This window comes from Butyrivibrio sp. AC2005, assembly GCF_000424145.1.
GTDB lineage: Bacteria > Bacillota > Clostridia > Lachnospirales > Lachnospiraceae > Butyrivibrio.
The window spans coordinates 58,058-81,674 of sequence record NZ_AUJI01000032.1; the positions used below are offsets into that span (position 1 = coordinate 58,058).

Sequence of the window (23,617 nt, forward strand, 5' to 3'; positions counted from 1 at the left end):
ACATGTAAAAACTACATGTGCAAATGTAAAATGTTTGGGAGAAGATTATGAATACAAAGACAAAAAAAGGAGAGCTACATAATACGTTGGTATATATAAGGCAACACTGGCAGCTTTATGTACTCTTTTTGGGACCTGCACTTTTTTTGACAATACTGTTTAAATATGTACCGATGGGTGGAATATTGATTGCATTCCAGAAATACAATCCCTACAAAGGGATATTGGGAAGCGAATGGGTTGGCCTTAAATACTTTGAACAGTTTTTATCATCACCGGACTTTCTTCAATATCTTGCTAATACATTAAAGCTGAGTATCTTCGGACTGTTATGGGGATTCCCGGTGCCGATTATTCTGGCCCTGCTGTTAAACAGAGTGGCTAGCAGCAAATTGAAACAAAAGATACAGCTTGTTTTGTACATGCCAAATTTCATTTCAGTCATAGTTCTTTGTGGTATGGTCAGAATCCTTTTATCAGTTACCGGACCACTGAATATGTTGATGGGAACGAGTATCAACTTTTTGACAATTCCTGCGGCGTTCAGACCGATCTACATTGCCAGCGGAATATGGCAGGGAGCAGGATGGGCTTCAATAATGTACACGGCGGCATTATCCAATGCAAGCCAGGAGCTTAAGGAAGCTGCACAGATAGATGGTGCCAATATTTTTCAGCAGATTAAGGCTGTAGAGTGGCCTGCTATCAAAGATATGGTAGTTATCCAATTTATCCTGCAGGCAGGAAATATCATGAGTATTGGATTTGAGAAGGCATATGCGCTTCAGTCCGATATGAACCTTGCTTCGTCTGAGATTATAGCAACCTATGTATACAAAAAGGGTCTTCTCAATGGAGATTACAGCTACTCTACTGCAGTAGGACTATTTAATACAGTAATAAATGTAATTTTGCTGGTCCTTGTAAATAAGATAGTCGAGAAGATGAACGACGGACAGGGATTATAAGGAGGCGTTCAGATGGAAAAAGCTTTAGTTAAGAAAAAAAGCGAGTTTGCAAAATATGGACTTGGAGATAAATGTTTTCTGATATTTGGATATGCTCTTCTTGCTGCATTTGTCTTTGCGATAATCCTTCCGATGGTATATATCGTTGTGGCTTCTTTCATGGATCCCATCACTCTTCAGAATAAGGGAATAGTGTTGGATTTTGAAAAGTGGACGCTTACTGCTTATGAAAGGGTTATGACGAACCCGCAGATTTGGGTAGGATTTAGAAATGCAATTGTTTACTCGGTACTGTTCAGCGTTATATCAGTTTTTATAACACTTTTATGTGCATATCCCATGTCCAGGGATGACTTTAAAGGAAAAAAACTGTTTAACACAATCTTCATTATTACTATGTTTTTTGGTGGCGGACTAATCCCTACATATCTTCTTATAAGTAACATTGGTCTTCTGGACTCTATGTGGGCAGTGATTCTTCCTGGATCTTTCAGTGTGTGGAACATGATCATTGCAAGGACTTACTACAGAGGAATTCCAAGTGAGCTTAGAGAAGCGGCAGATGTTGACGGTGCGAATGAATTGGTGTTCTTTTTCAGAATTCTTCTTCCGGTATGCGTACCGCTCATTGCAGTGTTAATTCTTTGGCAGTTTGTAGGTATGTGGAACAGCTATTTCGATGCGATGATTTATCTCAATTCTTCATCAAAACAGCCACTTCAGCTGGTGCTGCGAGCAATCCTTATTCAGAATGAACCTGATCCGGGAATGATCGCAGATATGCAGAGTACAGCGCAAAGAGCACAGCTTGCTGAGCTTTTGAAATATGCAACAATCATAATTTCAAGCCTTCCATTATTAGTCATGTATCCATTCTTCCAGAAGTACTTTGATTCGGGTATCATGGTTGGTTCAGTGAAGGGCTAGAGCAGAGGACGTTAAGGTAATAATTCCCTAAAGGGAATCAGTTTAGAGCAATAGTTCCTTATGAGGTAAATAACCCCACTGGGGTTCAAAATAAAAAAGGAGAGGACAGATGAAAAAGGAAATGAAAAGAATTTTTGCCACAGTTATGACAGCAACAATGGCTGCCGGAATGATGGCAGGATGTGGCAGTGGTAGTGGAGCCGGAAAAAGTGATGCAGCAAAAGTGACGACTGAAGACCTCAGTTTTCCGCTTGCAGAAAAGGTTACGATCACAGGTATGATCAGTTATCCTTCAGGAACAGAAGAGAATCAGAACAACAAAACAATCTTCAAGAGACTTGAGGAAGAGACAAATGTACATGTAGATTGGACTGCAATCTCAAATGACCAGTGGGGAGATAAGATAAGTCTCAACATGGCTAATAAGGATGCACTTACTGATTTCGTATTTAATGCAGGATTCTCGAACAGCGATCTTATAAGATACGCAGATCAGGGCGTGATTATTCCTGTTGAGGATTATATTGATGCCAACATGCCTAACTTAAAGGCTGTATTTGATAAGTATCCTGAATACCGCGCAATGTGTGAAGATTCAGAGGGACATATCTGGGCCCTTCCCTGGATCGAGCAGCTTGGTTCTAACAAGACTGCTATCCAGACTGTAGGTAACAACTTTACTTACATCAACCAGAAGTGGCTTGATTTCCTTGGACTTGAGACACCTACAACAGTTGATGAGTTCGAACAGGTACTCCTTGCATTCAAGGATCATGCTTCTGAGCTTCAGGCAGAATTTGGAATTGAGGGTGACATTATTCCTATGTCATGCATCATCAATGACAACGATCCCAGCCTTCTTATCAATGGATTTGGCGAAGGATATGGTGACAATGATATCGGACAGCACATTGCTGTAACTGATGACAAGAAGGTTATCTTCACTGCTACACAGGATGGCTTCAAGTCAGGTGTAGAATGGCTTCACAAGTTATATGATGAAGGACTTATGGATCCCGAATGCTTTACTCAGGACTGGTCTACATATGTTGCTAAGGGAAAATCCCACAGATATGGCGTTTGCTTTACATGGGATGTAGCAAATATCGATAATATCGAGGACTATGTACCCCTTGCTGCACTTGAGGCAGATACAAGAAACGTAACACCTATGAACGGTTCATTCACTTCAGGTTTTGACCGCGGAAGATGCGTAGTAACAGCTAAGTGTGACAATCCTGCATTTGTATGTGCATGGCTTGATCTTATGTATGATCCTTTCCAGTCACCTCAGAACAACTGGGGAACCTATGGCGAAGATGACGAGTTCGATATCTTTGAGCTTTCAACTAATGAGAACGGTGACAAGATGCTTAAGCATGCACCTCTTGGAGATGCTTCACCTGTAGAAGTTAGAGAAGCAGAGGCTGTTGGTGGTCCTCTTGCAATCCTTGATGAGTATTACGGCGTTTATGTAACCTGCCCTGATGATGCACAGTATCGTCTTGACTGGATCAAGGAATACTACACAGACGATATGCATGGTGAGTATGTATATCCTAACGTATTCATGTCAGCAGAGGATACAGAAAAACTTACAGGAATCCAGACAGACCTTATCTCATATGTAAATTCAAGCAAGTCTGATTTCATTATGAATGGTGTGACTGATGAAGGTTGGAATGAGTACCTCGATAAGGTTAACGCTTATGGTCTTGATGAGTACCTTTCAATCTATCAGAAATATCTTGATGCATTTTATGCTAAATAAGAGCTTTTAAATGTAACTAAACAAATAGTTTTCGCCCCGGTCAGAGGATCTGGCTGGGGCATTTTAAAAGAGTATGAATTATAAAAAAGTAATTGGAACAGCTCTGACCATATCACTTTTTCTTTGTCAGGGATGTGGAAACGCAATGGAACAAACGGAAAGCAGAGAGAAGATAGACAGCCTTTTTCCCAATATCGAAGAGACCTGGGTTGGAGATGTGATGGCACAGGCTGACGAAGATGGAATACATCTCAATTACCTGTATGATACGGATCATAACGGTACAGGATATCATCCAATATACAGGTTTGACACAAAAGACTTCTGTAGCTATACAGATGCCGGAGAGATTATTCCGTTTGGAGAAAACATTGAGGATCCTGATATAGCGGTAGGAACCGGAAGCTTTATTAAGGCAGAAAATGGCAAATACCATGCGTTTTATACAGGACACAATGACTATACGGAAACTTTTGATAATAATCAGGACAGAGAGTGCCTGATGCACGCAGTAAGCAAAAATAATAAATCCTACAAAAAGCTACCAAAAGATACGATTCATGCTCCTGAAGGATATAGCACAAATGATTTCAGGGATCCGCAAGTTATCCGGATGGATGAATATGACGAATATTGGATGCTGGTTGGCGGAAAAAGAAATGATGATTCAGGAAGCTGTATTCTGAAATATACATCAAAGAATTTATCAGACTGGAAATTTGAAGGTGAATTTTATTACAGTGATGAGCTTTATTTTATGGAGTGCCCGGATCTGTTTGAGATAGATGGCTGGTATTATCTTGTTTTTTCCTGGAATAATGTCACATACTACAGAATGACACAGGACCTCGAAGGAGAATGGATAAAGCCTGAAATTGATACATTTGATGGCAACGGTTTTTACGCTGCAAAAACTGTCCTTTATGACGGAACCCGTTATCTAGTGGGATTTCTTGATCATAAAAAGCGTGGCAGCGATATTTTGGAATATACCTGGGCAGGTTCAGTCATGCCGTACAAACTGGTGAAAAAAGATGACAACACACTGGGAGTAACGATGCCTGACCAGTTCACGGACTATTTTGAAAACGGAGCAGACAAAAAAGAACAGGGCATGAAGGTTACTTCTACGGAAAACCGGGGAATACTTCCGCGAAAAATGCTGCTTAAGGGCAAGGTTACCTTCAATAATACAAGCGGAAAAGCAGGTTTTTCCTTTGGAGATTATAAAGTAATTATTGATCCTGATCAGCAGGAGATTATCTATGATGCATTTGAGAATTCTCAGAAGTGCAGGCTGGAAGTCGGAAAGACGTATGATATAAAGCTGGTCGTGGAGAATGAAATAGTTGTGCTCTATGTTAATGATGAAAAAGCTCTCAGTAACCGGATTTATTCTGCTGTAGATAACGAATGGCAGATTTATATTGAAGGAGATGCTGAGTTTTCGGATATGGATATGTTTGTTTTTTGAAGAGGAGCCATCATGACGAAGTCATGATTTAGTATGGTTGCTTCATATTATATTAGATCGGAGTAATTATGAGTGATAAGTTAAGCAAAGCCAGAGAATATGAGGAAAAAAGGGAGAAGCTTATAAAAAAGGAGCTAAAGCCGATTTTTCATCTGGTACCCAGAGTGGGCTGGATGAATGATCCAAACGGCTTTTCATATTATGGTGGTAAGTTCCATATGTTCTACCAGTACTATCCCTATGATACAGTTTGGGGACCGATGCATTGGGGACATGCAGTAAGTACAGACCTTCTGCACTGGGAGAATCTTCCCGCAGCCATTGCACCGGATGAAAAATATGATAATTTTGGGTGTTTTTCAGGTAGTGCTATTGAACTTTCAGATGGCAAGCAGCTTCTTATGTATACAGGAGTTATAAGGGAAGAAGACGAAGATGGTATTCTTCATGATGTTCAGACTCAGTGTATAGCGGTTGGTGATGGAAAAGATTACGTAAAGTATGAGAATAATCCTGTACTTGATGAATCATCTCTTCCGGAAGGCGCCAGCAGAAATGATTTCCGTGATCCAAAGATATGGAGAGATAAGGATGGCTTTAAGGCTGTAATTGCAAGTAAGACTATGGATGCAGATGGTCAGCTGCTTCTTTTTAGCAGTAAGGATGGATTTGACTGGAAATACGAAAGGCTTCTTGCAAAGAACAACCATCGTTTCGGACGTATGTGGGAATGCCCGGACTTCTTTGAATTAGATGGAAAACAGGTATTGCTTACAAGTCCTCAGGATATGCTTCCTGAAGAATTGGAATTTCATAATGGTAACGGAACACTTTGCCAGATAGGTTATATGGATGAAAGTGGAATGTTTAAAGACGAGTATTCTCAGGCTGTTGACTATGGCATAGATTTTTATGCACCACAGACTCTTCTTTTGGAAGATGGCAGACGTGTGATGATCGGCTGGATGCAGAACTGGGATACCACCGGATTTAAACGTGATGATTTCCCGTGGTTTGGACAGATGAGTATGCCAAGAGAAATCTCCATTGTTAATGGAAAGCTGATCCAAAAGCCGCTTAAAGAGATTGAAAAGCTATATTCATCTACTATTGAGAGAAAGAATGTACGTATATCAGGTGACTGCACTCTTTCCGGTATAAGTGGAAGAACAATAGATATGACTCTGGACATAAAGAGAACTGAGAATCTGTACAGAAAGTTTGAGATACGACTTGCAGATAATGGTAGGTTCCATTCTTCTATTTTCTTTGATCCGGTTGAATCTGTTTTAAAAATTGACCGCAAATATTCGGGTAGCAGAAGAGCTATAGTTCATCAGAGAAGATGTCAGGTAAGTAAGAATGACGGAGCAGTGAAGCTTCGCATAATAATGGATAGATATAGCCTTGAAGTGTTTGTAAATGATGGTGAACAGGTTATGTCAATGAGTATTCTTACGGACTATCACGCTGATGGTATCAGCTTTAATGTAGATGGTGAAGCAGTGGTAGATGTGTGCCTGAATACTTTAGCTGAGGAATAATAGTTTTGACGATATGGCAGGATTAAGAAGTAATCCTGCCAGTTTTATAAGGAGAAATGAGAAATGTATAGTCAATATGATGTGGTTGCACTTGGTGAATTGCTGGTTGATTTTACTGATAATGGGAAAAGTGAACAGGGAAATTCAATCTTTGAAGCAAATCCCGGCGGAGCACCCTGTAATGTGTTGTCCATGTTACAGAAGCTGGGAAATAAAACAGCTTTTATCGGAAAGGTTGGAGAAGATTTCCTGGGAGAAATGCTGGTTTCGAAGGCAGCTGAACAGGGAATTGATATGAGCGCAGTACTGAAGGATAAAAATGTAGGAACAACACTTGCATTCGTACAAAAGCTTCCAAACGGAGACCGCGATTTTGCTTTTTTCAGAAATCCCGGAGCCGATATGATGATCACAGCTGATGAGGTTTTGGAAAGAGCGTCATACATTAAGAAATCTGATATTTTTCACTTTGGTACACTTTCAATGACCAGCACCTGTGGCAGAGCGGCAACTGAGAAGGCCATTGAAATTGCAAAAGAAAGCGGATGTACTGTTTCTTTTGATCCCAATTACAGAGCACCTTTATGGAACAAGATTGAGGATGCTTTGGAAGCCATCAGATATGGTATGAGCGTCTGTGATATTTTAAAGATTTCCGACAATGAGATTGAACTTGTGACAGGCAAAACAGATATTGATGAAGGCATAGCTGCCATAAAAGATGAGTTTGGAATTAAGCTCATTTTCGCAACAATGGGTGCAGATGGCAGTAGAGCATACTTGGGTGATATGATTGTGGCACATGATGGGTTCATTACGCCGGATACCATAGAAACAACCGGCGCAGGAGATACATTTTGTGCCAGTGCACTTCATTTTGTACATAAATATGGGATGGACAGTCTTGATCAGGATAAGTTAAAAGAAATTCTTAAGTTCGCAAATGCAGCGGCATCCCTCATAACTACAAGACACGGTGCGTTGGCTGTTATGCCCTCATTTGATGAAGTTCATAAGTATATTCTAACTGCAAGTTGCTAGGGGAATCCCGGGGAGTGGGTCCCATATGTTCAATTAATGCGCAAGTAGCTTAAAATGGTTTTTTCTTGTTTATATGATGCCATCCTTCTGTATTCTTCCAAGTTCTTTGGACAGGGCACTGCGTTCAAGGTTCAGGTAATCGGCAAGCTGCTGGCGGTCAAATGCCTGGTTTGACAAGATCACATGGCTTCCTGAGGAACCTGCGGTATTAGTACAGGATTGATCGTAATAATCAAAATAAGCTCTGATTTCTGTAAACTATTATGAAACTATATCCGATAAACAAAATAGCAAGGGATTGCCAGACATTGGTGGTGAAGGAGCGGATCCACCAGGGTCTGGCTTTTTGTTACTGTTTTTGTGTCGGAGGTAAGCGGATGAATATAGAAGGAATAAAGGATACGGATAATCAGAATCATATTTATACACATAGTTTGAAACCTGAGGATAATAAGGCTTCCAGATCTACATTTTTGGAGATATTTAATAGCAGGGCACAGGATTATGTACAGGATAAGCGGCCATGTGAATACTTTGATATGGCAGATAAAAATGGATTTATCTCATACAAGAGAGCGGTTTTTGTTTGCAATTATAATAACAATACTCTGGAGCTGGGAAATTGTTCAGATGAACGCAACTGTATCAGGGTAAAGTTATCAAAAGGTGGGAGCTTGCTTGTAAACAGAGATAACATTGATGATCTTCTCATGAGCATAAGTATGTTTAGTGCCAAGGATCAGGGGCTTATCATGCAGGCTGTTATGAAGGATAAGATGGCTCAGGAAGCAAAACGGAAGTCGGAGGAGCACGAGGAAGTAGATAAGCTGATGGATATGGTTAAGGAAGATTAAGAGAGAAAGCAAAGATGCATTGTAATATAGGACAGAAGAGAATAGCGATGAGATGGGAACAGATATATGAGTAAACACAAAATCAAAGGTTGTTCATATAGACAAATTGAGCGTTGTCATTACGCTTGTGTTGGCATTTGTTTTCCTGCATGAGGAGTTTACAATGAAGTCCCTTATAGGATGTGTGCTTATTGGTGCAGGCACTCTGATTATGGTGATGTAACGGAGGCATGATGAAGAATATGACACAAAGACGGAGGCTGAGGCATGAGCAGTATAAAATACCATTCAGGAGATATAACTAAACTTAAGGTGGATGCAATCGTTAATGCGGCAAATTCAAGTCTGCTTGGCGGAGGCGGAGTGGATGGCGCGATACACAGAGCCGCTGGTCGCGGTCTTTTAAATGAATGTAGAACACTTAATGGCTGCAGAACCGGTGAGGCTAAGATCACGGGAGGCTATAATCTTCCGGCAAAGCATGTCATCCATACTGTTGGACCGATTTACAGTGGCAGTGTGACGGATGCACAGGACCTGAGAAACTGCTACTTGAACAGCCTTAAAGTAGCCAGGAAAAATGATCTTCACAGCATTGCCTTTCCGGGAATATCAACAGGAGTTTATGGCTATCCCAAGAAGGAGGCAGCAAAGATTGCGCTTACTGCAGTTAAGGATTGGATAGCAGATAATCCCGAATATGAGATGGAAATAACTATTGTGAACTTCTCGGAAGAGGACTATCTGATATATCAGAAGGTTGCAGCGGAATTGGGATAAATATAAACATAAGGGCCATTTACTATAGGCTAAATTTATAGCAGACAATAAACAAAACATATTGGAAACAGTGTGTCGACAGGAGTATCATTGGTTTCAATAAGATACATAAACGTATGCCATATGCTCGGTAGACTCATTTGTCACCGGGCATGTTTATTACAAGAGAATGGGGAGATGTGTGAGATGGTAAATGAAAAAGTTAAGAAATTTCTCGATATAAAAGGATATGGGGACAGATTGACAGAGCATACAGAGACAATAGATACCGTAGAACATGCTGCGCAGCAGATTGGATGTACGGAACCGGAGATTGCAAAGACTTTGTCTTTTGTGGTGGATGAAAAACCAGTGATCGTAGTCATGGCTGGAGATGGTAAGGTAAACAGTTCCAAATTCAAGTCAGTTTTTCATACAAAGCCACATATGATTCCTAGAGATCAGGTGGAGGGCATAACGGGATTTCAGCCCGGGGGAGTCTGTCCTTTTGCAGTACCTGAAGGGATTCCGGTATGGCTTGATGTATCGATGAAAAGGTTTGAGTTCGTGCATCCGGCAGGTGGTAATGAATTCACATCTGTTAGAGTAAGACCTGAAGAACTTGAGGAGATTATTGATACTGAAGGCTGGTGCGATGTCTGTAAAGGCTGGGAAGAGGAAAAAAAATAATTGTATTTTATTTTGAATCTGCAAATAATAAAAAAGACTGCGATAACCTTAAGGTGTGACTTTGAAGGCTATAACCAAAGGTAGGCGTCTTTTCTGGGAGTATCATCAATGGAACCATCGGGAGCGACGGCATTGATCATCATGAATTCATGGTTACCTATGAGGAGTTCCATGTTTGGAGCATCCTTTATACAAGTAAGCTTGATGAATACGCTAAAAAGGCTAAAGAACAGTGGGGAGATACTCCTGCTTATAAAGAATATGCCGAGAAGAGCAAGAACTGGACAAAGGAATATGAAAGCGGCCTGATGGCTGACTTTACTAAGCTTTTTGAAGAGCTTGGTACTATGAAGGGAATGGATCCAGCATCCGAAGAGGTCCAGACTCAGGTTAAGAAAGTACAGGATTTCATTACGGAGCATATGTACACATGCACTGATGATATTCTCTATGGCCTTGGAACAGGCTATGTAGGTGGTGGAGAATTGACCCAGAATATTGAAAAGATGGGCGGTGAAGGAACTGCAGAGTTTATTTTCCAGGCAATTAAGATCCATTGCGGAAGATGATCACAACAATATACGATTTTGAAGTCATCTGGCGGATAAAACTGTCAGATGGCTTTTTTTATTCTTTGAAAACGGATATAGTAGAGGATAAATATCTGAAAATTGTTGGAGGAGTAGAAGATATATTTTTAGATAACTTAGAAAGACAAATCGGGATTAGTAGATGGAGGAGACTATGTTAAATGATTATGCAATAGACAAGCCAATTCTTGAAACGGACAGACTGATTATTCGTGTGCTTAACGAAAACGATGTGGATGATTTAAAAGAGTGGTTGGGAAGAGATGAAATTTATACATATTGGGGAAGAAAAGCAAGCAAAGGCGAGAAAAATCCTGAACTCATGTTTATTGATCCACGTCCTTGGGTAAAAAGAAAACCTTCTCTTGATCTTGATTGGGGAATTGTATTGAAAGAAACCAATAAAGTGGTAGGTATGATCGCAGTATTTGATATTCAAAACGCCAGAATGGGCGATATAGCATACAGGATTAATCCTGAGTACTGGAGTATGGGAATTACTACAGAAGCTTTGAAGGAAGTGTTACGGTTTGTATTTGAGAACACAGAAATTGACCGATTGAATGGACGGGTGGATGTGAGAAATGCTGCTTCAAATAAAGTTATGGAAAAATGTGGTTTTATAAAAGAAGGAACCGTTCGTCAAGGGAAAATGGTTTCCGTTTATTGCGACTATAATATTTACGGTATGCTTAGAGAAGATTATATGAACATGCAAGGCATAAATGGTTAGAAAAATGTCAGAGTTTAATGTTGGGGTCTGTAAAGACAACGAAGTAATAAAAGAGATTTTTAAAGAATATTCCCAGATAAAAGGTGCGGAGAGTTGCTTTGTCTCTTTTGACAAGGAGCTTGCTAATCTGGACGGGTATTATAAGGGGGGGAGCGCTACTTCTTGGAAGTGAGGACGGGACTCCTGTTGGAAGCATTGCTATCAGGAAGATAGATGATGCTATCTGTGAAGCTAAGAGATTATTCATCAAGCCTGAGTTTCGCGGTAAAGGCTATGCAAGAGTAATGCTCAATACCATGCTTGATAAGGCAAAAGAGCTTGGAGTTGCGAGAGTAGCTCTTTTACCATTTGGTGCAAGGGTTGTGAGAGTGCATTATTAAGATGAGGTTTTTGTAAGTGTTAGATGAAGTAAGCAGCTTACCCATTCAGGGGGTGAGCATAAACTGGGATAAAATAGATGGACGTAGTTATCTGCGCGGGATTGAGGCCATAAAGGACTTGGATTACATCGCCTTTAACAAGAACATAACCATATTTGTCGGTGAGAACGGTAGCGGCAAGTCCACAATGCTTGAAGCCATTGCAGTCAGCTATGGCTTTAACCCGGAAGGTGGTACAAAGAATTACAACTTCTCTACATATGACTCTCACTCAGAGCTTTGTGATGCCATAAGGCTCTCGAGAGGTTTCAAGAAGCCTGGATGGGGATATTTCTTAAGAGCAGAGAGCTTTTATAATGTGGCTACCGCTGAAGAAATGTATAGCAGAGAAGATCCAAGAGGCATAAGGGAACAGTTTCATGAACGTTCTCATGGTGAGAGTTTTCTTCAGATGGCTCAATCAAACTTCAGAGGACATGGACTGTATCTTTTGGACGAGCCGGAGGCAGCGTTGTCTCCCCAGAGACAGCTGACTCTTTTATTGGAGATTGTTAACTGTGCAAAAGAGGATGCGCAGTTCATCATGGTCACTCATTCTCCGATTCTTCTGGGGATTCCGGGAGCTGAGATTCTGAGCTTTGACAATGGCCAGATTCATCCGATTGATTATGAGGATACTGACAGCTACCAGATAACAAAAATGTTTATCGAGAATAAGGAGCAGCTGCTTAAGCGGCTTTTGGAAGAGTGAAATGATAAAGCGATTTAAAGAGGTTAGTGGCCTTTATATAGAAAAAATCTACGGCCAGGACAGGCTGGCGTTTGCAATGTCTGATACGTCTCTTGTTTTGGGCAAGAAAGTGCGAGTGGCTAATATGCTGCCTACCTTAGTGATAGCGGTTATTGCAGCATACATACCGGCTATGTAAAGCTAGGGAAAATGAAATCAGCCGATGGACCTAAAAAAATGTTTGGAGAACTGTGATGAGGATTATTCTTTCACCTGCAAAGAAAATGAATGTAGATACGGATAAACTTGAGTGTCAGGGACTTCCGGTATTTATTGACCAGACGGAGGAAATACTTGAGTGGCTCTGCAATAAGTCACATTCTGAATTACAAGAACTGTGGGGATGTAATGATAAGATTGCTGAGCAGAATTATAAACGTATTAAAGAGATGGATCTTCGTAACAGGCTGACACCGGCCATACTTTCATATGAAGGAATCGCGTTTCAATATATGGCACCTGCGGTGTTTGAAGACAGAAGCTTTGATTATGTGCAGGAGCATCTTCGAATTCTTTCAGGTTTTTATGGTGTACTGAAACCGATGGACGGAGTTACGCCATACAGGCTTGAGATGCAGGCTAAGGCAGCAATTAATGGACATAAGGATTTATATGACCTGTGGGGATCCAGGCTCTATGATGAAGTAAGTGATGGTACCAGTGTTATAATAAACCTTGCATCGAAGGAGTATTCAAAGTGCATTGAAAAATACCTGAAACCGGATGACTGTTACATCACCATCACATTTGGCGAGATGGTAAATGGGAAGCTCGTGACAAAGGGTACATATGCCAAGATGGCCAGAGGAGAGATGGTGAAATACATGGCTGAAAACCAGATTGAAGATCCTAATGAGATAAAGAAGTTTGACCGGCTTGGACATGTCTATAGGGATGATCTTTCATGTGACACTGAAATCGTTTTTGAAAAGAGAAAGTGACGGGATATATATGAATGAAATGGAAAAGATAGCCAGAGAGAATCACCGTAACGGAAATAACTGTTCAGCTTCGCTTGCCATGGCGTTTGCTGAAAAACTAGGTGTGACACCTGAGGAGGCAAAGAAGAGCGTGCCTGCTCCGAGAAGCATTGATGGTAAATGCGGCGGGTATCTCAGTGTCGTGGCAATGCTTGAGAAGCTGGGAGTAGATAAAGCCGGCGAATATGAGAAGATGTTCCTTGAGAAGAACGGAAGTCTTTATTGTAAAGAACTGATCACATCAAGGGCAGGAACAGGGAGAACCTGCAACGATATTGTCGGAGAAGCGGCAGCCATGCTCGATGAACTGATGAAGAATTCCTGAGGGAGGTCTGTTTCAGATGTCTGACAAACAGCCACCAAGGGATAATCCTTAAAACAGAATAACAAAAATAATTCGAAGCGTTCATAACAGCAGATCATTCTTGTGGTCTGCTGTTTTTTTCATTAATTCGTCATAGAAGAAATATCTTAGCTTTACTTTTTATACAAAAGTCTTTCATAATCTTTACTTTTTAGGGATCAAAAGGCTTCACTACATAATAAAGCATGATACAAAGGATTCAACTTTGTCATGGTTTGCGGTTGGAGATTATAAAAAACGTGCAAATGTCGTAGGGGGCAGAGAGACTTCGAAACCATCTGAAGTGCATAAGCATATGGAGGCACTTCTTAAAGAGTATAATTTAAAAAAGATTGTAACAGTAGAAGATATAATAGCACTTCATGCTGAGTTTGAATATATTCATCCATTCCAGGACGGAAACGGAAGGGTAGGAAGGCTTGTAGCATTAAAGGAATGCCTCAGACACAATATTGTGCCATTCATCATTGAGGATTCCAAGAAGAATTATTACTACAGAGGTCTCAAGGAATGGAGAAATGAAAAAGGATGGCTCATAGATACTTGTCTTGATGGACAGGATACATTTGTAAAGCTTCTTGATTTACTAGAAATTGAGCATGATTGAGATAGTATATGGAACGGAAAATTTGAAGATAATAATGACAATAATGATTAGGCCTGTATCAATGATATGGGCCTTCAATTATGAATATGGTTAGCAGAAACTAACAACGGGTGGTATCATGTAATTGAATCAAGTTACTGTTTGTGGGCTTGAAGCATCGTGAATTTCTTGCAAAAGAGGGAATGGATCCCAGATCGTCGGAGGAAATCCAGTCAGAGTCTATGAGGGTGAGAACTTCAAGCTTGTAAAGAAGGAATGCAGCACGGTTTTGCTATAAGAATAAGGCGTGAATAGGTTATAATGGTAGTATCTGTGAGGAAAACGGAGATTAACTAATGAGCATAAATCAAAAAAAGCTGATGTTAGTTTTAACTGTGATAACAACTTTGCTATGTGTGGGATGCGGCCGGGGCGAAGGGCAGGTCATGGATGGTGACGGAATGTTTAACATCCAGCAGTATACGCAGATAACTCAGGAAGAAGCTAAACAGATGATGGCACAGGATGACGGACACGTGATAGTGGATGTCAGAAGGCAGGATGAGTATGATGAAGGACATATACCCGGAGCAATCCTGATTCCAAATGAGAGTATTGAAACTGATCCTCCCGCTGAGCTTCCTGACCTTGATCAGATAATACTTGTGTATTGCCGTTCAGGGAGAAGGAGCAAAGAGGCAGCTCAGAAGCTGGCGGACATGGGATATTCCAATGTTTATGAATTCGGTGGCATTATCGATTGGAATGGGGATATTGTTACTGGTGAGACATAGGCTACAGAGGATTTGGCAAGCGTAGATTCTTCAGATGCACTGTATGAGAGCTTCTTGCGCAACGAAGCTACAGTCCACATAAAAACGGAGAGCGATTTTGGCTATTATTTCAACTTCAAGAGCGTAAAAGATCAGGACTTAACCCTTGAAGAGTTGATAAATACAATCATTGCAGCATATATTAAAACTTGATGATGGAGGTTGTGCTCTATGGTAAAGGTTTATTGCTATTCAAAGTGTTCTACCTGTAAAAAGGCATTGAAATGGCTCGACGCTAACGGGATTAAGTACGAGAGTCTGGATATAAAGGAACAGCATCCGGACAAGAATACAGTAAAGGACCTTAATGAAAGAAGCGGTCTTTCTTTGAAGAGATTTTTTAATACCAGCGGAAAGCTGTACAGAGAAATGGAATTGTCCAAGAGACTTCCTGATATGAGTGACGATGAAGTGTTGGATCTGCTTGCATCGGATGGAATGCTTGTGAAGAGACCATTGCTTGTTACTGACAATGCTGTCCTTGCAGGCTTCAAGGAAGATGCATGGAGGGAAGCTCTTTTATAATATGGGGACAATAGGTGCGGTGACAGAATTAGGGGACAATAATGGCACAGAGAACAGATTGCAACAGACTTTGCAACCGGGATGCTTCGGAGAGCAGCAAAGAAATGCCGAAATTACCCGAATGCTGTGTTCAAGAAAGCTGATATTACAAATATCAAATGCAAAGATGCCCGCTTTGATAAAGTGGTTGCAGGTAACGTGATCCATTTGTTGCCTGACCCGGAAAGATGAATTAAGTGTATGAGTTTAGGATTATTGATCGAACCAAAAGAGAAGCTTCCCGAAGATCGACAGTTATTTTCGAATACCATGCTTAAGGCAATGATCATTCCGCTGGTCATCGAACAGCTCCTTCAGATGATCGTGGGTCTGGCGGACACCATGATGGTGAGTTATGCAGGTGAGGCTGTCGTTGCCGGTGTTGGCCTTGATACGATGATCTATACTGTTTTCATCTATCTTTTTACCGCCGTGGCATCCGGCGGGGCGGTTGTCGTTTCGCAGTATATCGGCAGCCGTGAAAGGAAGAACGCAAACCTTTCGGCATCCCAGATCTATACCATATCCTTCATCGTTTCTGTTGTTTCAATGGTTCTGATGCTTCTGTCTGGAAACGCACTTCTTGCAGGGATGTATCCGGACACGGAACCTTTGACAATGGATGCCTGCAAAACCTATATGTGGATCGCCTCCATATCCTTTCCTGCCAATGCACTGTACAATGCGGGCTGTGCAATCTACCGTTCCATGGGAAAGACAAAAACGACCATGAAGGTTACCCTTGTTGCCAACATCATAAATGTGATCGGAAATTCAATCGGGATCTTTATCCTGCATGCAGGTGCAGCCGGCGTGGCATGGCCGACCACCATTTCCTGGTATGTTGCCGCGATCATCATGACGATCCTGTGCTTTAGAAAAGAGCATGTGGTAAATATCGATCTCAAAGACATCCTGCGCCTGGACTTTTTAATGGATAAGAGGATCCTTAGCGTCGCAATTCCCAATTCCATTGAAAACACTCTGTTTCAGGCGGCAAAAGTGGCTCTGGGAATGCTTGTAGCCACCTTCGGGACTTCCCAGATCGCTGCAAACACTACAGGCCAGACTTTCTGGTCTCTTGCGGCATGTATGAGTGTTTCGATGGGAACTGTGTTTATCACTGTGATCGGTCAGTGTGTTGGTGCAGATGATTCTGTTGCCGCGCGCTGGTATATGATAAAGCTCACTAAATTATCCCTTTTTCTTGCGATGATCTGGAACGTGGCTGTCATGATCCTGACCCCACTCCTGCTTCCGTTTTATAGCCTTGGCGATGATACCAAATTGCTGATTCTGATCATAGTGGCCATTCACAACGCCTTTGCGGCTGTCATTCAGCCGTTTTCGGGGCCTCTGTCCTCGGGCTTAAGGGCTGCGGGTGATGTTTCTTTTACCATGTGGACATCTATTTTCTCTACTGTAGTGTGCCGTACAATCCTGTCGTTTCTGCTTGCCAAATGGCTCGGCATGGGAGTTGTCGGGATTGCCCTTGCGATGGGCCTTGACTGGTGTATTAAGTCCGCGCTTGATATCTGGAGATTCTTCAGCGGAAAATGGATGAACAGGAAAGTGATCTGATGAAAAGACAGATTCCAATCTGTCGGTTTGAGGTATTGGACTTCACAAGACTGCCTGAAAGATGAAGATTTAATGAGAGAAACCGTGGTGGGTTTGGAGTCCGACACCTATACGAGTAGATTCGGTAAGATCATGGTATCGATACAGCGACGGAGAGTTCCGTTCGTTGGAAAAATGAGGGACATAAGGTTTAGCTTGAAAGATAAGTAACTTATGATAAAGAAGTTAACAGATGGCATCAAGGTAAGGTATTCGGAGGCATTTATGATGACCTACCGACGCTGAAGAAGAAATAACTTCCAGTATAAACTTACTATCAGAGGAGGAGCGCGGTATGTTTGAAATAAAGGATTGTGGGGATTACGAAGAAGCGAAGAAGCTTATAAGGGAATACTCTGAGATAAAAGGCGCTGAGAGCTGCTTTGTATCATTGGATATGGATTATACAAACGCATGGGATTTGAAGAAGTAAATTGTATTGATGGCGTGGCTTCTATGAGAATGGTTTTATAAGTTATATGTTCCAGTTTTATCTTGCTTAGGGGAGATTACTATGGTGATGGATAAAGATTTTAGAGGGAATGCATATATAGTAAAACACAAAGAAGTATTACTGAATTACAGCGGCGGGTTTGCTGACTTGGCAAATGAGATTCCCAATACGATTGAAACAAGATTTGCGTCTGCTTCCATGAGTAAGACTTTTGTTGCTGTGGGCATCTTGCAATTGATTGAAGCAGAGAAGCTGAAATTTGAAGATACTATCGGAGCAATTCTGAATTTTGATCTTAAACACATCGATCCCTGTGTGACAGTAAGACAACTATTGAATCACACTTCAGGAGTTCCGGACTATTTTGATGAATCAGTTATGGATGATTATGAGGCGCTGTGGATCGATTATCCAAATTATAGGATTAGGCATAACTGGGATATGCTTCCACTGTTTATTGATAAGCCAATGATGTACGACCGGGGAGAGAGATTTCAGTACAATAATTCCGGGTATGTATTGCTGGCGATGATTATTGAAAAGATTACCGGAATGGATTTTGATGTTTACTTAAAACAGAATGTTTTTAATAGGTGTGGCATGAGCTATACCGGGTATTATTCGTTTGACAAACTCCCTGCAAGATGTGCAAACAGTTATATCTATTGCTCTGATACGGATGATTACCGTACAAATATCTACTCTGTTGGAGCTAAAGGTACCGGTGATGGAGGAGCATTCGTTACATCGGAAGATATTGTGAAGTTTTGGAATGGACTTATCGAGTATAAGCTTCTTTCCAAGGAGATGGTAACGCAAATGTTTTCCAAGCAGAGTGGCGATGGGAAAGACCCTGAAGAAGGATATTATGGATTTGGAGTGTGGATCATCGATAATCCTAAGGGGCAAGATTATGTGTATATGCAGGGATGCGATGATGGAGTAAGCGCCATCTCCGAATATAATCCCAATAATGGAATGATAACGGTTTTGCTCAGCAACTATGGCGATAATGTATGGGCGAGGATGAGAAAAATACGAGAGGAAATGTATTAGCATTTGATAAGTCATATCGGAAACTATATTACAGGATAATGAAATAAGCAAATCGGCAGGTTGTCGAGATAATTGAAGTCGATTCTTATGTTGATTTTAGTACGGAGGGAAGGAAAAAGATGAAATACCAATACAAAGAAATGCCGGAATCTATGAAGGGGACATACGGAGAATTTGCAAAAAACTTCGGCTTTGATTGGAAAGAGTTTATTATGGGAATCCCGACGCCGATGTTCCTTGTCACAACATATAAATCTAACGGACAGCCCAATGCTACGATGCAGTCATGGGCAGGGTTTACGAGTGCGAATCATGGGTGCGGGTATTACGTGATTCTATGCAGCGTGAATAAGTGTGGACATCTTTACCAAAGCCTAAATGAAAAGAAGGCAGCAGTGCTGAATTTCATGTCTTCTGATTTATACAAAGCCTGCATGAAGACGATACAGAATAATCAGCTCGAGGCAGATGAGATAACTTCATCAGGGCTTACTGTGGAGAAAGCTTCATGGATAGAAGCACCAATGGTCGCTGAATGTTTCATGAACCTTGAGTGCAAGTATTTGTGGGAGAAAGAAATCGTACAGGGTGATGATCATGTTATGATTTGCCTTGAAGTTGTAGGCGGGCATATAGAGAAGGATTATATAGAGGATATGTTCGGAGACAAAGGGATTCTTTACAATGTCCATTATCCTATAAATCCGGAAAATGTGAAAGAAAAAGGCTGCGATTATGTAGCTGCACTTAGGAAAGTAAATCAATCCTACGAATATTGATCATATACAAGGCAGTGCAATGCTAAAGCAGTGACAATTCTCGTTTGTCGGGATGAACGTTGGAGCATAAAATTGGAATATATTCCAGGTTAAGGAGGTAAGGATCATCAGCTGATGATACGAGAAGCAAAAAAAGAAGATTTGGAAGCACTTTTGGAACTGTATCTTTACTTACATGAAGACAGTATTCCCAAGCATGATGAACATCTTGAAAGAATATGGAATCAGATCATTGAAGATCCGAATCACCATTTGATCGTAAATGAGATTGATGGTCAGATTATATCTTCTTGTGTTTGTGTGATCATCCCGAATTTAACAAGAAATATAAGACCATATGCTTTTGTTGAGAATGTGGTAACACATGCGGATTTCAGAGGAAACGGATATGCAGGTGAATGTCTGGATTATGCAAAGAAGATTGCGGAGAAGGAAAACTGTTACAAAATGATGCTACTGACAGGAACAAAGAAGCCGGAGACTATGCATTTCTATGAGAAGGCTGGGTATAATAGCAGTGATAAGACAGCTTTCATACAGTGGATAGGGATGGATAAGTAGCCATAGGTAAAGGAGTATGAAATGAAGGTGTTCATTGTATATTGTCATCCAAGTAAAAACAGTTTCACATACGAAGTGAAAGAAGCTTTTATCAAAGGACTAGAGAGTGCAGGACATTCATATGAGATTTCTGATCTGTATGCAGATGGATTCAATCCCGTGATGTCGGAAAAAGAGTATATAAGAGAAGGATTTTATAATTTGGATAGTCCTGTATCGGAGGACGTTCTTTTTGAGCAGAAAAAGATAAATGAAGCAGATGCGATAGCTTTTATTTACCCTGATTTTTGGACTTCGTCTCCTGCTATGTTAGAGGGATGGTTTCAACGGGTATGGACTTACGGATTTGCATATGGGGATAAAATATCTATGAAATGTCTTGAGAAAGCTTTATTTTTGATTACCATGGGTGGGTCATTAAAAGATAAGGTAAGAAGAGATCAGCTGGAAGCAATGAAGACAGTTATGGTTGGTGACCGGATCAGAAATAGAGCAAAAACCTGCGAAGTATATGCTTTTGATGAGATGACCAGAGGCTATGGTAATGATGCTAACCGGGATAAAAACGCTGGTAAGTATCTAAGAAAAGTATTTGAAATTGCAAAAAACTTATAAAAAGGAAAATTTCTGTTGAAGATACGATTCAGCTTTTGTAATGTGACGTGGACTGCGTAATCTATGATGAGATAAAAGATGCATCTGAAATTGAGCTGGAGAAGAAATCCGACTATGCGTCAAAGGAGTTTCTCACACCTCTTTCGGAGACGCTTTTGTATTTCACTGAAGAGGAAGTCAATGATGAAAAAAACACTGGGAGCCTGTGTCCGGGCAAATGGCGATGGTGATATGCTTTATAAATATTCACTGTATGCAAGAGCTGAAACTTATAGCTAAAACTATAGATTGTCCTCGCCCCATTTTTTCAGTTCAAGGAGAATTGGGATGAGGCTTTTTGTTTTCTCAGTAAGATTGTATTCTACTCTTACGGGCATCTCATCATACTGCTTTCTCTCCACAAGTCCGTCAGACTCAAGATCTTTTAATGAGTTGGCAAGCATAGTATTGGTGATGCCATGTATTGAACGGCGTAATTCTCCATATCGCACTATTTCATTTTTATCGATGACGCACAGGATCATGATTTTCCACTTGCCGCCAACGGTATCAATAACTCTTTTTAATCCACAATCTTTCCCTGCGATATCTTCACATAATGGTTCTTTTGTCTCTTTTTTCCTCATAGTATACTTTTCCTTACTAGATAAATAAAAACTGCGTACTTGATATAAAAACTATACTACATATAATAAAAGCATCAGTTGAGAAAAACAAGTAGTTATTTACACATTTCAAAGAAAGGCGCTGCATTGCTGGCGGTATGGTGATTATTATGGAATACAGATTTACAAAAGAAAACTTTGAAACAGAAGTAATGAATAGTGATGTTCCGGTTCTTGTTGATTTTTATGCTGACTGGTGTGGCCCATGTAAAATGATGGGACCTGTAGTTGAAGAGCTTGCCAGAGAGTATGATGGTAAATTCAAGGTTGGCAAGATAGATGTTGATCAGGAGCCGCAGCTTGCACAGAAGTATGGAGTAATGAGTATACCTTACTTTGCGTTTATCAAGAAGGGGAGTCTGTATGATGATGAAATGGGTGCTGTTCCGAAGGAACGACTTGTAAGGAAAATGGAAGCAATGATTTAAGGCAGTACTCGGCAAGATGAAAAAGGAGAAGATTTACAAATGAAAAAGGCAGCTAGCAATAATTGGTGCAGGAGCAGTGGGATGCTATTGCGAAAGCAAAAGGGATAACACATAAAGGCTGCGCCAAAATGTTCGTAGCCTTCCTCCCTATAACAACCCGGATACATTATGATATATCAGCGAGAAAACTCCTTCCGACATAGTCGGTGGGGGATGAATCGCTGGCCCTCAGCGTTTCGCTTTGCTGTATCGTCCTGTTCTTTCATATTTTCTTTTGTGGTCATCCGTGCGCTGGCTTTCTATATATTTTTTCACTGTCTCAAGTGAAACGGATCCGGTTGTGGCGCAAAAATAGCTCCTGCTCCAGAAAAGAGCATCTCCCCACAGAAATTTTTCTATATGTTCACGGTATTTGATCCTGACTTCTTTAGAGAGCTGGGACTTTAAGGTGTTGATCAGTTTCACCGGAGCAACATCCGGAGGCATGGAGATAAGCATGTGTATGTGATCCTCGTCAGTCTCAGCAGAAAGCATATCGCAGTTCATCCTTCCACACAGATAAGCGGCGTGATTTTTCATGAAATCCCCCATCTCATCGGTTATCACTTTTTTCCTGTATTTAGTGACAAAAATGATATGATAAGTAAGCAGGTAAACTGAATGTGAACCTCTTCGGTAGTTATCCATAAAAGCTCCTTCTAAAAAGAACAAATGTTTTGATTACTCTTGGAAATTATGCTATAATACTAATATAATCTTTTGGAAAGGAAATCTCAACTGTGTATAGGACAAGGCAGTACAGAATAGCTAAAAACAACACACTATACAGTTACTGCCAGGATATTTGCAGGGCATCTGCAGTTCTTTACAACAGGGCGAATTTCATCATCCGACAGTACGCTTCTGCCACAGAGGCATTTAACTCTTACAGACCTCTTTTTCCCAATCAGATGCAGGTGTATAAACTTGTAAGTGAAACCCTTGAAGGGACAAAATATCATGCAGCTGGTTCATGGCTTTCTTATAATGCCCTTGATTATCTTCTAAAGAGCACCAGGGATAAGGCGTACTATGGTATTCCATCTCAGGCTAACCAGCAGATACTTAAGCTCCTTCTTAGGGATTACAAGTCATTTTTTGAAGCGGTGAAGACATACGCCAAGACACCATCTGCATTTACGGGGCGTCCCCGCATGCCGGGTTATGTACGCCAGGGAAAATACAAGACTGCCATCCTTACGAATCAGATATGCAGGATAAAGGAAGATTCCTATATACGTTTCCCGGGAACAACCAAGACTTTAAGACTTGGCAGGGACTTTCCCCAGGGGAAACTTAAGGAAGTACGGATAAAACCACATGGTAAGGACTTTGTGATGGATGTGGTGATCGATGTCTTAACAGTGGGTATAGCGCCTTTGGATGACAAGGATGTTCTCAGATCTCTTTCATCAAAAGATGACATTTCCGATATCAGGGTCATGTCGATAGATCCTGGTACGGACAATATAGCAGCCGTAGCGAACAACTTTGGAGCAGAACCGTTTGTGATAAAGGGCGGACTGATAAAGTCCGTAAACCAGTTCTACAA

The 23,617-nt window shown here is 40.9% G+C and carries 30 protein-coding genes and 3 pseudogenes; 30 read left to right on the forward strand and 3 right to left on the reverse strand.

Annotated features, from left to right (window positions below; all coding sequences use genetic code 11):
- Window positions 1–47 precede the first annotated feature (47 nt).
- The 6 genes from G602_RS0110105 (at window position 48) to G602_RS0110130 (ending at window position 7,725) form a co-directional block, all read left to right on the forward strand.
- On the forward strand, window positions 48–968 hold the full coding sequence (locus tag G602_RS0110105) for an ABC transporter permease (protein ID WP_026658900.1): 921 nt from the start codon (window positions 48–50) through the stop codon (window positions 966–968).
- Window positions 969–980: 12 nt separating this feature from the next.
- Window positions 981–1,895: a carbohydrate ABC transporter permease gene (locus tag G602_RS0110110; RefSeq protein ID WP_026658901.1), complete on the forward strand. Its 915-nt coding sequence runs from the start codon at window positions 981–983 to the stop codon at window positions 1,893–1,895.
- Window positions 1,896–2,004: 109 nt separating this feature from the next.
- A complete protein-coding gene (locus G602_RS0110115; protein WP_026658902.1) occupies window positions 2,005–3,666 on the forward strand; it encodes an ABC transporter substrate-binding protein in 1,662 nt (553 codons plus the stop codon).
- A gap of 73 nt (window positions 3,667–3,739) precedes the next feature.
- Complete coding sequence (locus G602_RS0110120) at window positions 3,740–5,140, forward strand: glycoside hydrolase family 32 protein (protein WP_026658903.1); 1,401 nt, start codon at window positions 3,740–3,742, stop codon at window positions 5,138–5,140.
- Window positions 5,141–5,208: 68 nt separating this feature from the next.
- Window positions 5,209–6,684: a glycoside hydrolase family 32 protein gene (locus G602_RS0110125; protein WP_044931735.1), complete on the forward strand. Its 1,476-nt coding sequence runs from the start codon at window positions 5,209–5,211 to the stop codon at window positions 6,682–6,684.
- Between the two features lie 63 nt (window positions 6,685–6,747).
- Window positions 6,748–7,725, forward strand: a complete 978-nt coding sequence (locus tag G602_RS0110130; protein WP_026658905.1) for a carbohydrate kinase family protein — start codon at window positions 6,748–6,750, stop codon at window positions 7,723–7,725.
- A gap of 69 nt (window positions 7,726–7,794) precedes the next feature.
- Here G602_RS0110130 and G602_RS32040 read toward each other — a convergent pair.
- Window positions 7,795–7,887 (reverse strand): annotated as a pseudogene (locus G602_RS32040) (Crp/Fnr family transcriptional regulator); the annotation flags it as partial.
- A gap of 215 nt (window positions 7,888–8,102) precedes the next feature.
- Here G602_RS32040 and G602_RS0110140 point away from each other — a divergent pair.
- The 22 genes and pseudogenes from G602_RS0110140 to G602_RS0110245 all read left to right on the forward strand — a co-directional run bounded on the left by G602_RS0110140 (window position 8,103) and on the right by G602_RS0110245 (window position 20,933).
- Entirely contained in the window at window positions 8,103–8,579 is a 477-nt protein-coding gene (locus tag G602_RS0110140) for a hypothetical protein (protein ID WP_026658907.1), read from the forward strand.
- Between the two features lie 82 nt (window positions 8,580–8,661).
- Window positions 8,662–8,802 (forward strand): annotated as a pseudogene (locus tag G602_RS32045) (EamA family transporter); the annotation flags it as partial.
- 44 nt (window positions 8,803–8,846) lie between these two features.
- Window positions 8,847–9,359: an O-acetyl-ADP-ribose deacetylase gene (locus G602_RS0110145; RefSeq protein WP_026658908.1), complete on the forward strand. Its 513-nt coding sequence runs from the start codon at window positions 8,847–8,849 to the stop codon at window positions 9,357–9,359.
- 186 nt (window positions 9,360–9,545) lie between these two features.
- Window positions 9,546–10,028 (forward strand): YbaK/EbsC family protein, encoded by a 483-nt coding sequence (locus tag G602_RS0110150; protein WP_026658909.1) that lies wholly within the window; start codon window positions 9,546–9,548, stop codon window positions 10,026–10,028.
- 149 nt (window positions 10,029–10,177) lie between these two features.
- On the forward strand, window positions 10,178–10,597 hold the full coding sequence (locus tag G602_RS26110; RefSeq protein ID WP_242835570.1) for a TipAS antibiotic-recognition domain-containing protein: 420 nt from the start codon (window positions 10,178–10,180) through the stop codon (window positions 10,595–10,597).
- A gap of 175 nt (window positions 10,598–10,772) precedes the next feature.
- A complete protein-coding gene (locus tag G602_RS0110165) occupies window positions 10,773–11,351 on the forward strand; it encodes a GNAT family N-acetyltransferase (protein WP_044931737.1) in 579 nt (192 codons plus the stop codon).
- 98 nt (window positions 11,352–11,449) lie between these two features.
- Window positions 11,450–11,731, forward strand: coding sequence for a GNAT family N-acetyltransferase (locus G602_RS26115; RefSeq protein ID WP_026658912.1), 282 nt, complete (start codon window positions 11,450–11,452; stop codon window positions 11,729–11,731).
- Between the two features lie 16 nt (window positions 11,732–11,747).
- Window positions 11,748–12,482, forward strand: coding sequence for an AAA family ATPase (locus G602_RS0110175; protein WP_026658913.1), 735 nt, complete (start codon window positions 11,748–11,750; stop codon window positions 12,480–12,482).
- A 1-nt stretch (window position 12,483) separates the two neighbouring features.
- On the forward strand, window positions 12,484–12,660 hold the full coding sequence (locus G602_RS30325; protein ID WP_155829789.1) for a hypothetical protein: 177 nt from the start codon (window positions 12,484–12,486) through the stop codon (window positions 12,658–12,660).
- Window positions 12,661–12,715: 55 nt separating this feature from the next.
- Window positions 12,716–13,462 carry a peroxide stress protein YaaA gene (yaaA, locus tag G602_RS0110185; protein WP_026658914.1) on the forward strand — a complete coding sequence of 249 codons (747 nt, stop codon included), beginning with the start codon at window positions 12,716–12,718 and terminating at the stop codon, window positions 13,460–13,462.
- Between the two features lie 10 nt (window positions 13,463–13,472).
- Complete coding sequence (locus G602_RS0110190; RefSeq protein WP_026658916.1) at window positions 13,473–13,826, forward strand: C-GCAxxG-C-C family protein; 354 nt, start codon at window positions 13,473–13,475, stop codon at window positions 13,824–13,826.
- Between the two features lie 196 nt (window positions 13,827–14,022).
- Complete coding sequence (locus G602_RS26120; protein ID WP_081675962.1) at window positions 14,023–14,472, forward strand: Fic family protein; 450 nt, start codon at window positions 14,023–14,025, stop codon at window positions 14,470–14,472.
- Window positions 14,473–14,807: 335 nt separating this feature from the next.
- Entirely contained in the window at window positions 14,808–15,245 is a 438-nt protein-coding gene (locus tag G602_RS0110200; protein WP_026658917.1) for a rhodanese-like domain-containing protein, read from the forward strand.
- Between the two features lie 12 nt (window positions 15,246–15,257).
- Window positions 15,258–15,437, forward strand: a complete 180-nt coding sequence (locus tag G602_RS0110205; protein WP_026658918.1) for a hypothetical protein — start codon at window positions 15,258–15,260, stop codon at window positions 15,435–15,437.
- Between the two features lie 18 nt (window positions 15,438–15,455).
- Window positions 15,456–15,809 carry an arsenate reductase family protein gene (locus G602_RS0110210; protein WP_026658919.1) on the forward strand — a complete coding sequence of 118 codons (354 nt, stop codon included), beginning with the start codon at window positions 15,456–15,458 and terminating at the stop codon, window positions 15,807–15,809.
- A gap of 81 nt (window positions 15,810–15,890) precedes the next feature.
- On the forward strand, window positions 15,891–16,040 hold the full coding sequence (locus G602_RS32050; protein WP_081675963.1) for a class I SAM-dependent methyltransferase: 150 nt from the start codon (window positions 15,891–15,893) through the stop codon (window positions 16,038–16,040).
- Window positions 16,041–16,049: 9 nt separating this feature from the next.
- On the forward strand, window positions 16,050–17,429 hold the full coding sequence (locus G602_RS0110220; RefSeq protein ID WP_044931739.1) for an MATE family efflux transporter: 1,380 nt from the start codon (window positions 16,050–16,052) through the stop codon (window positions 17,427–17,429).
- 334 nt (window positions 17,430–17,763) lie between these two features.
- The gene (locus G602_RS30330) at window positions 17,764–17,901 is read left to right on the forward strand and encodes a hypothetical protein (RefSeq protein ID WP_155829793.1); all 138 of its coding nucleotides are present in this window, start codon (window positions 17,764–17,766) and stop codon (window positions 17,899–17,901) included.
- Between the two features lie 87 nt (window positions 17,902–17,988).
- Entirely contained in the window at window positions 17,989–18,978 is a 990-nt protein-coding gene (locus tag G602_RS0110230; protein ID WP_242835572.1) for a serine hydrolase domain-containing protein, read from the forward strand.
- 119 nt (window positions 18,979–19,097) lie between these two features.
- A complete protein-coding gene (locus G602_RS26125; RefSeq protein ID WP_049945167.1) occupies window positions 19,098–19,757 on the forward strand; it encodes a flavin reductase family protein in 660 nt (219 codons plus the stop codon).
- 114 nt (window positions 19,758–19,871) lie between these two features.
- Entirely contained in the window at window positions 19,872–20,318 is a 447-nt protein-coding gene (locus tag G602_RS0110240) for a GNAT family N-acetyltransferase (RefSeq protein WP_026658924.1), read from the forward strand.
- A 21-nt stretch (window positions 20,319–20,339) separates the two neighbouring features.
- Window positions 20,340–20,933, forward strand: a complete 594-nt coding sequence (locus G602_RS0110245) for an NAD(P)H-dependent oxidoreductase (protein ID WP_026658925.1) — start codon at window positions 20,340–20,342, stop codon at window positions 20,931–20,933.
- Window positions 20,934–21,214: 281 nt separating this feature from the next.
- Here G602_RS0110245 and G602_RS0110255 read toward each other — a convergent pair whose 3' ends face one another.
- Window positions 21,215–21,559: a winged helix-turn-helix transcriptional regulator gene (locus G602_RS0110255; RefSeq protein WP_026658926.1), complete on the reverse strand. Its 345-nt coding sequence runs from the start codon at window positions 21,557–21,559 to the stop codon at window positions 21,215–21,217.
- A gap of 149 nt (window positions 21,560–21,708) precedes the next feature.
- Here G602_RS0110255 and trxA point away from each other — a divergent pair, with 149 nt between their 5' ends.
- A complete protein-coding gene (gene trxA / locus G602_RS0110260) occupies window positions 21,709–22,026 on the forward strand; it encodes a thioredoxin (protein WP_026658927.1) in 318 nt (105 codons plus the stop codon).
- Window positions 22,027–22,254: 228 nt separating this feature from the next.
- Here trxA and tnpA read toward each other — a convergent pair whose 3' ends face one another.
- A complete protein-coding gene (gene tnpA / locus G602_RS26130) occupies window positions 22,255–22,713 on the reverse strand; it encodes an IS200/IS605 family transposase (protein WP_044931743.1) in 459 nt (152 codons plus the stop codon).
- Between the two features lie 92 nt (window positions 22,714–22,805).
- Here tnpA and G602_RS0110275 point away from each other — a divergent pair.
- A pseudogene (locus tag G602_RS0110275) lies at window positions 22,806–23,617 on the forward strand (RNA-guided endonuclease InsQ/TnpB family protein); the annotation flags it as partial.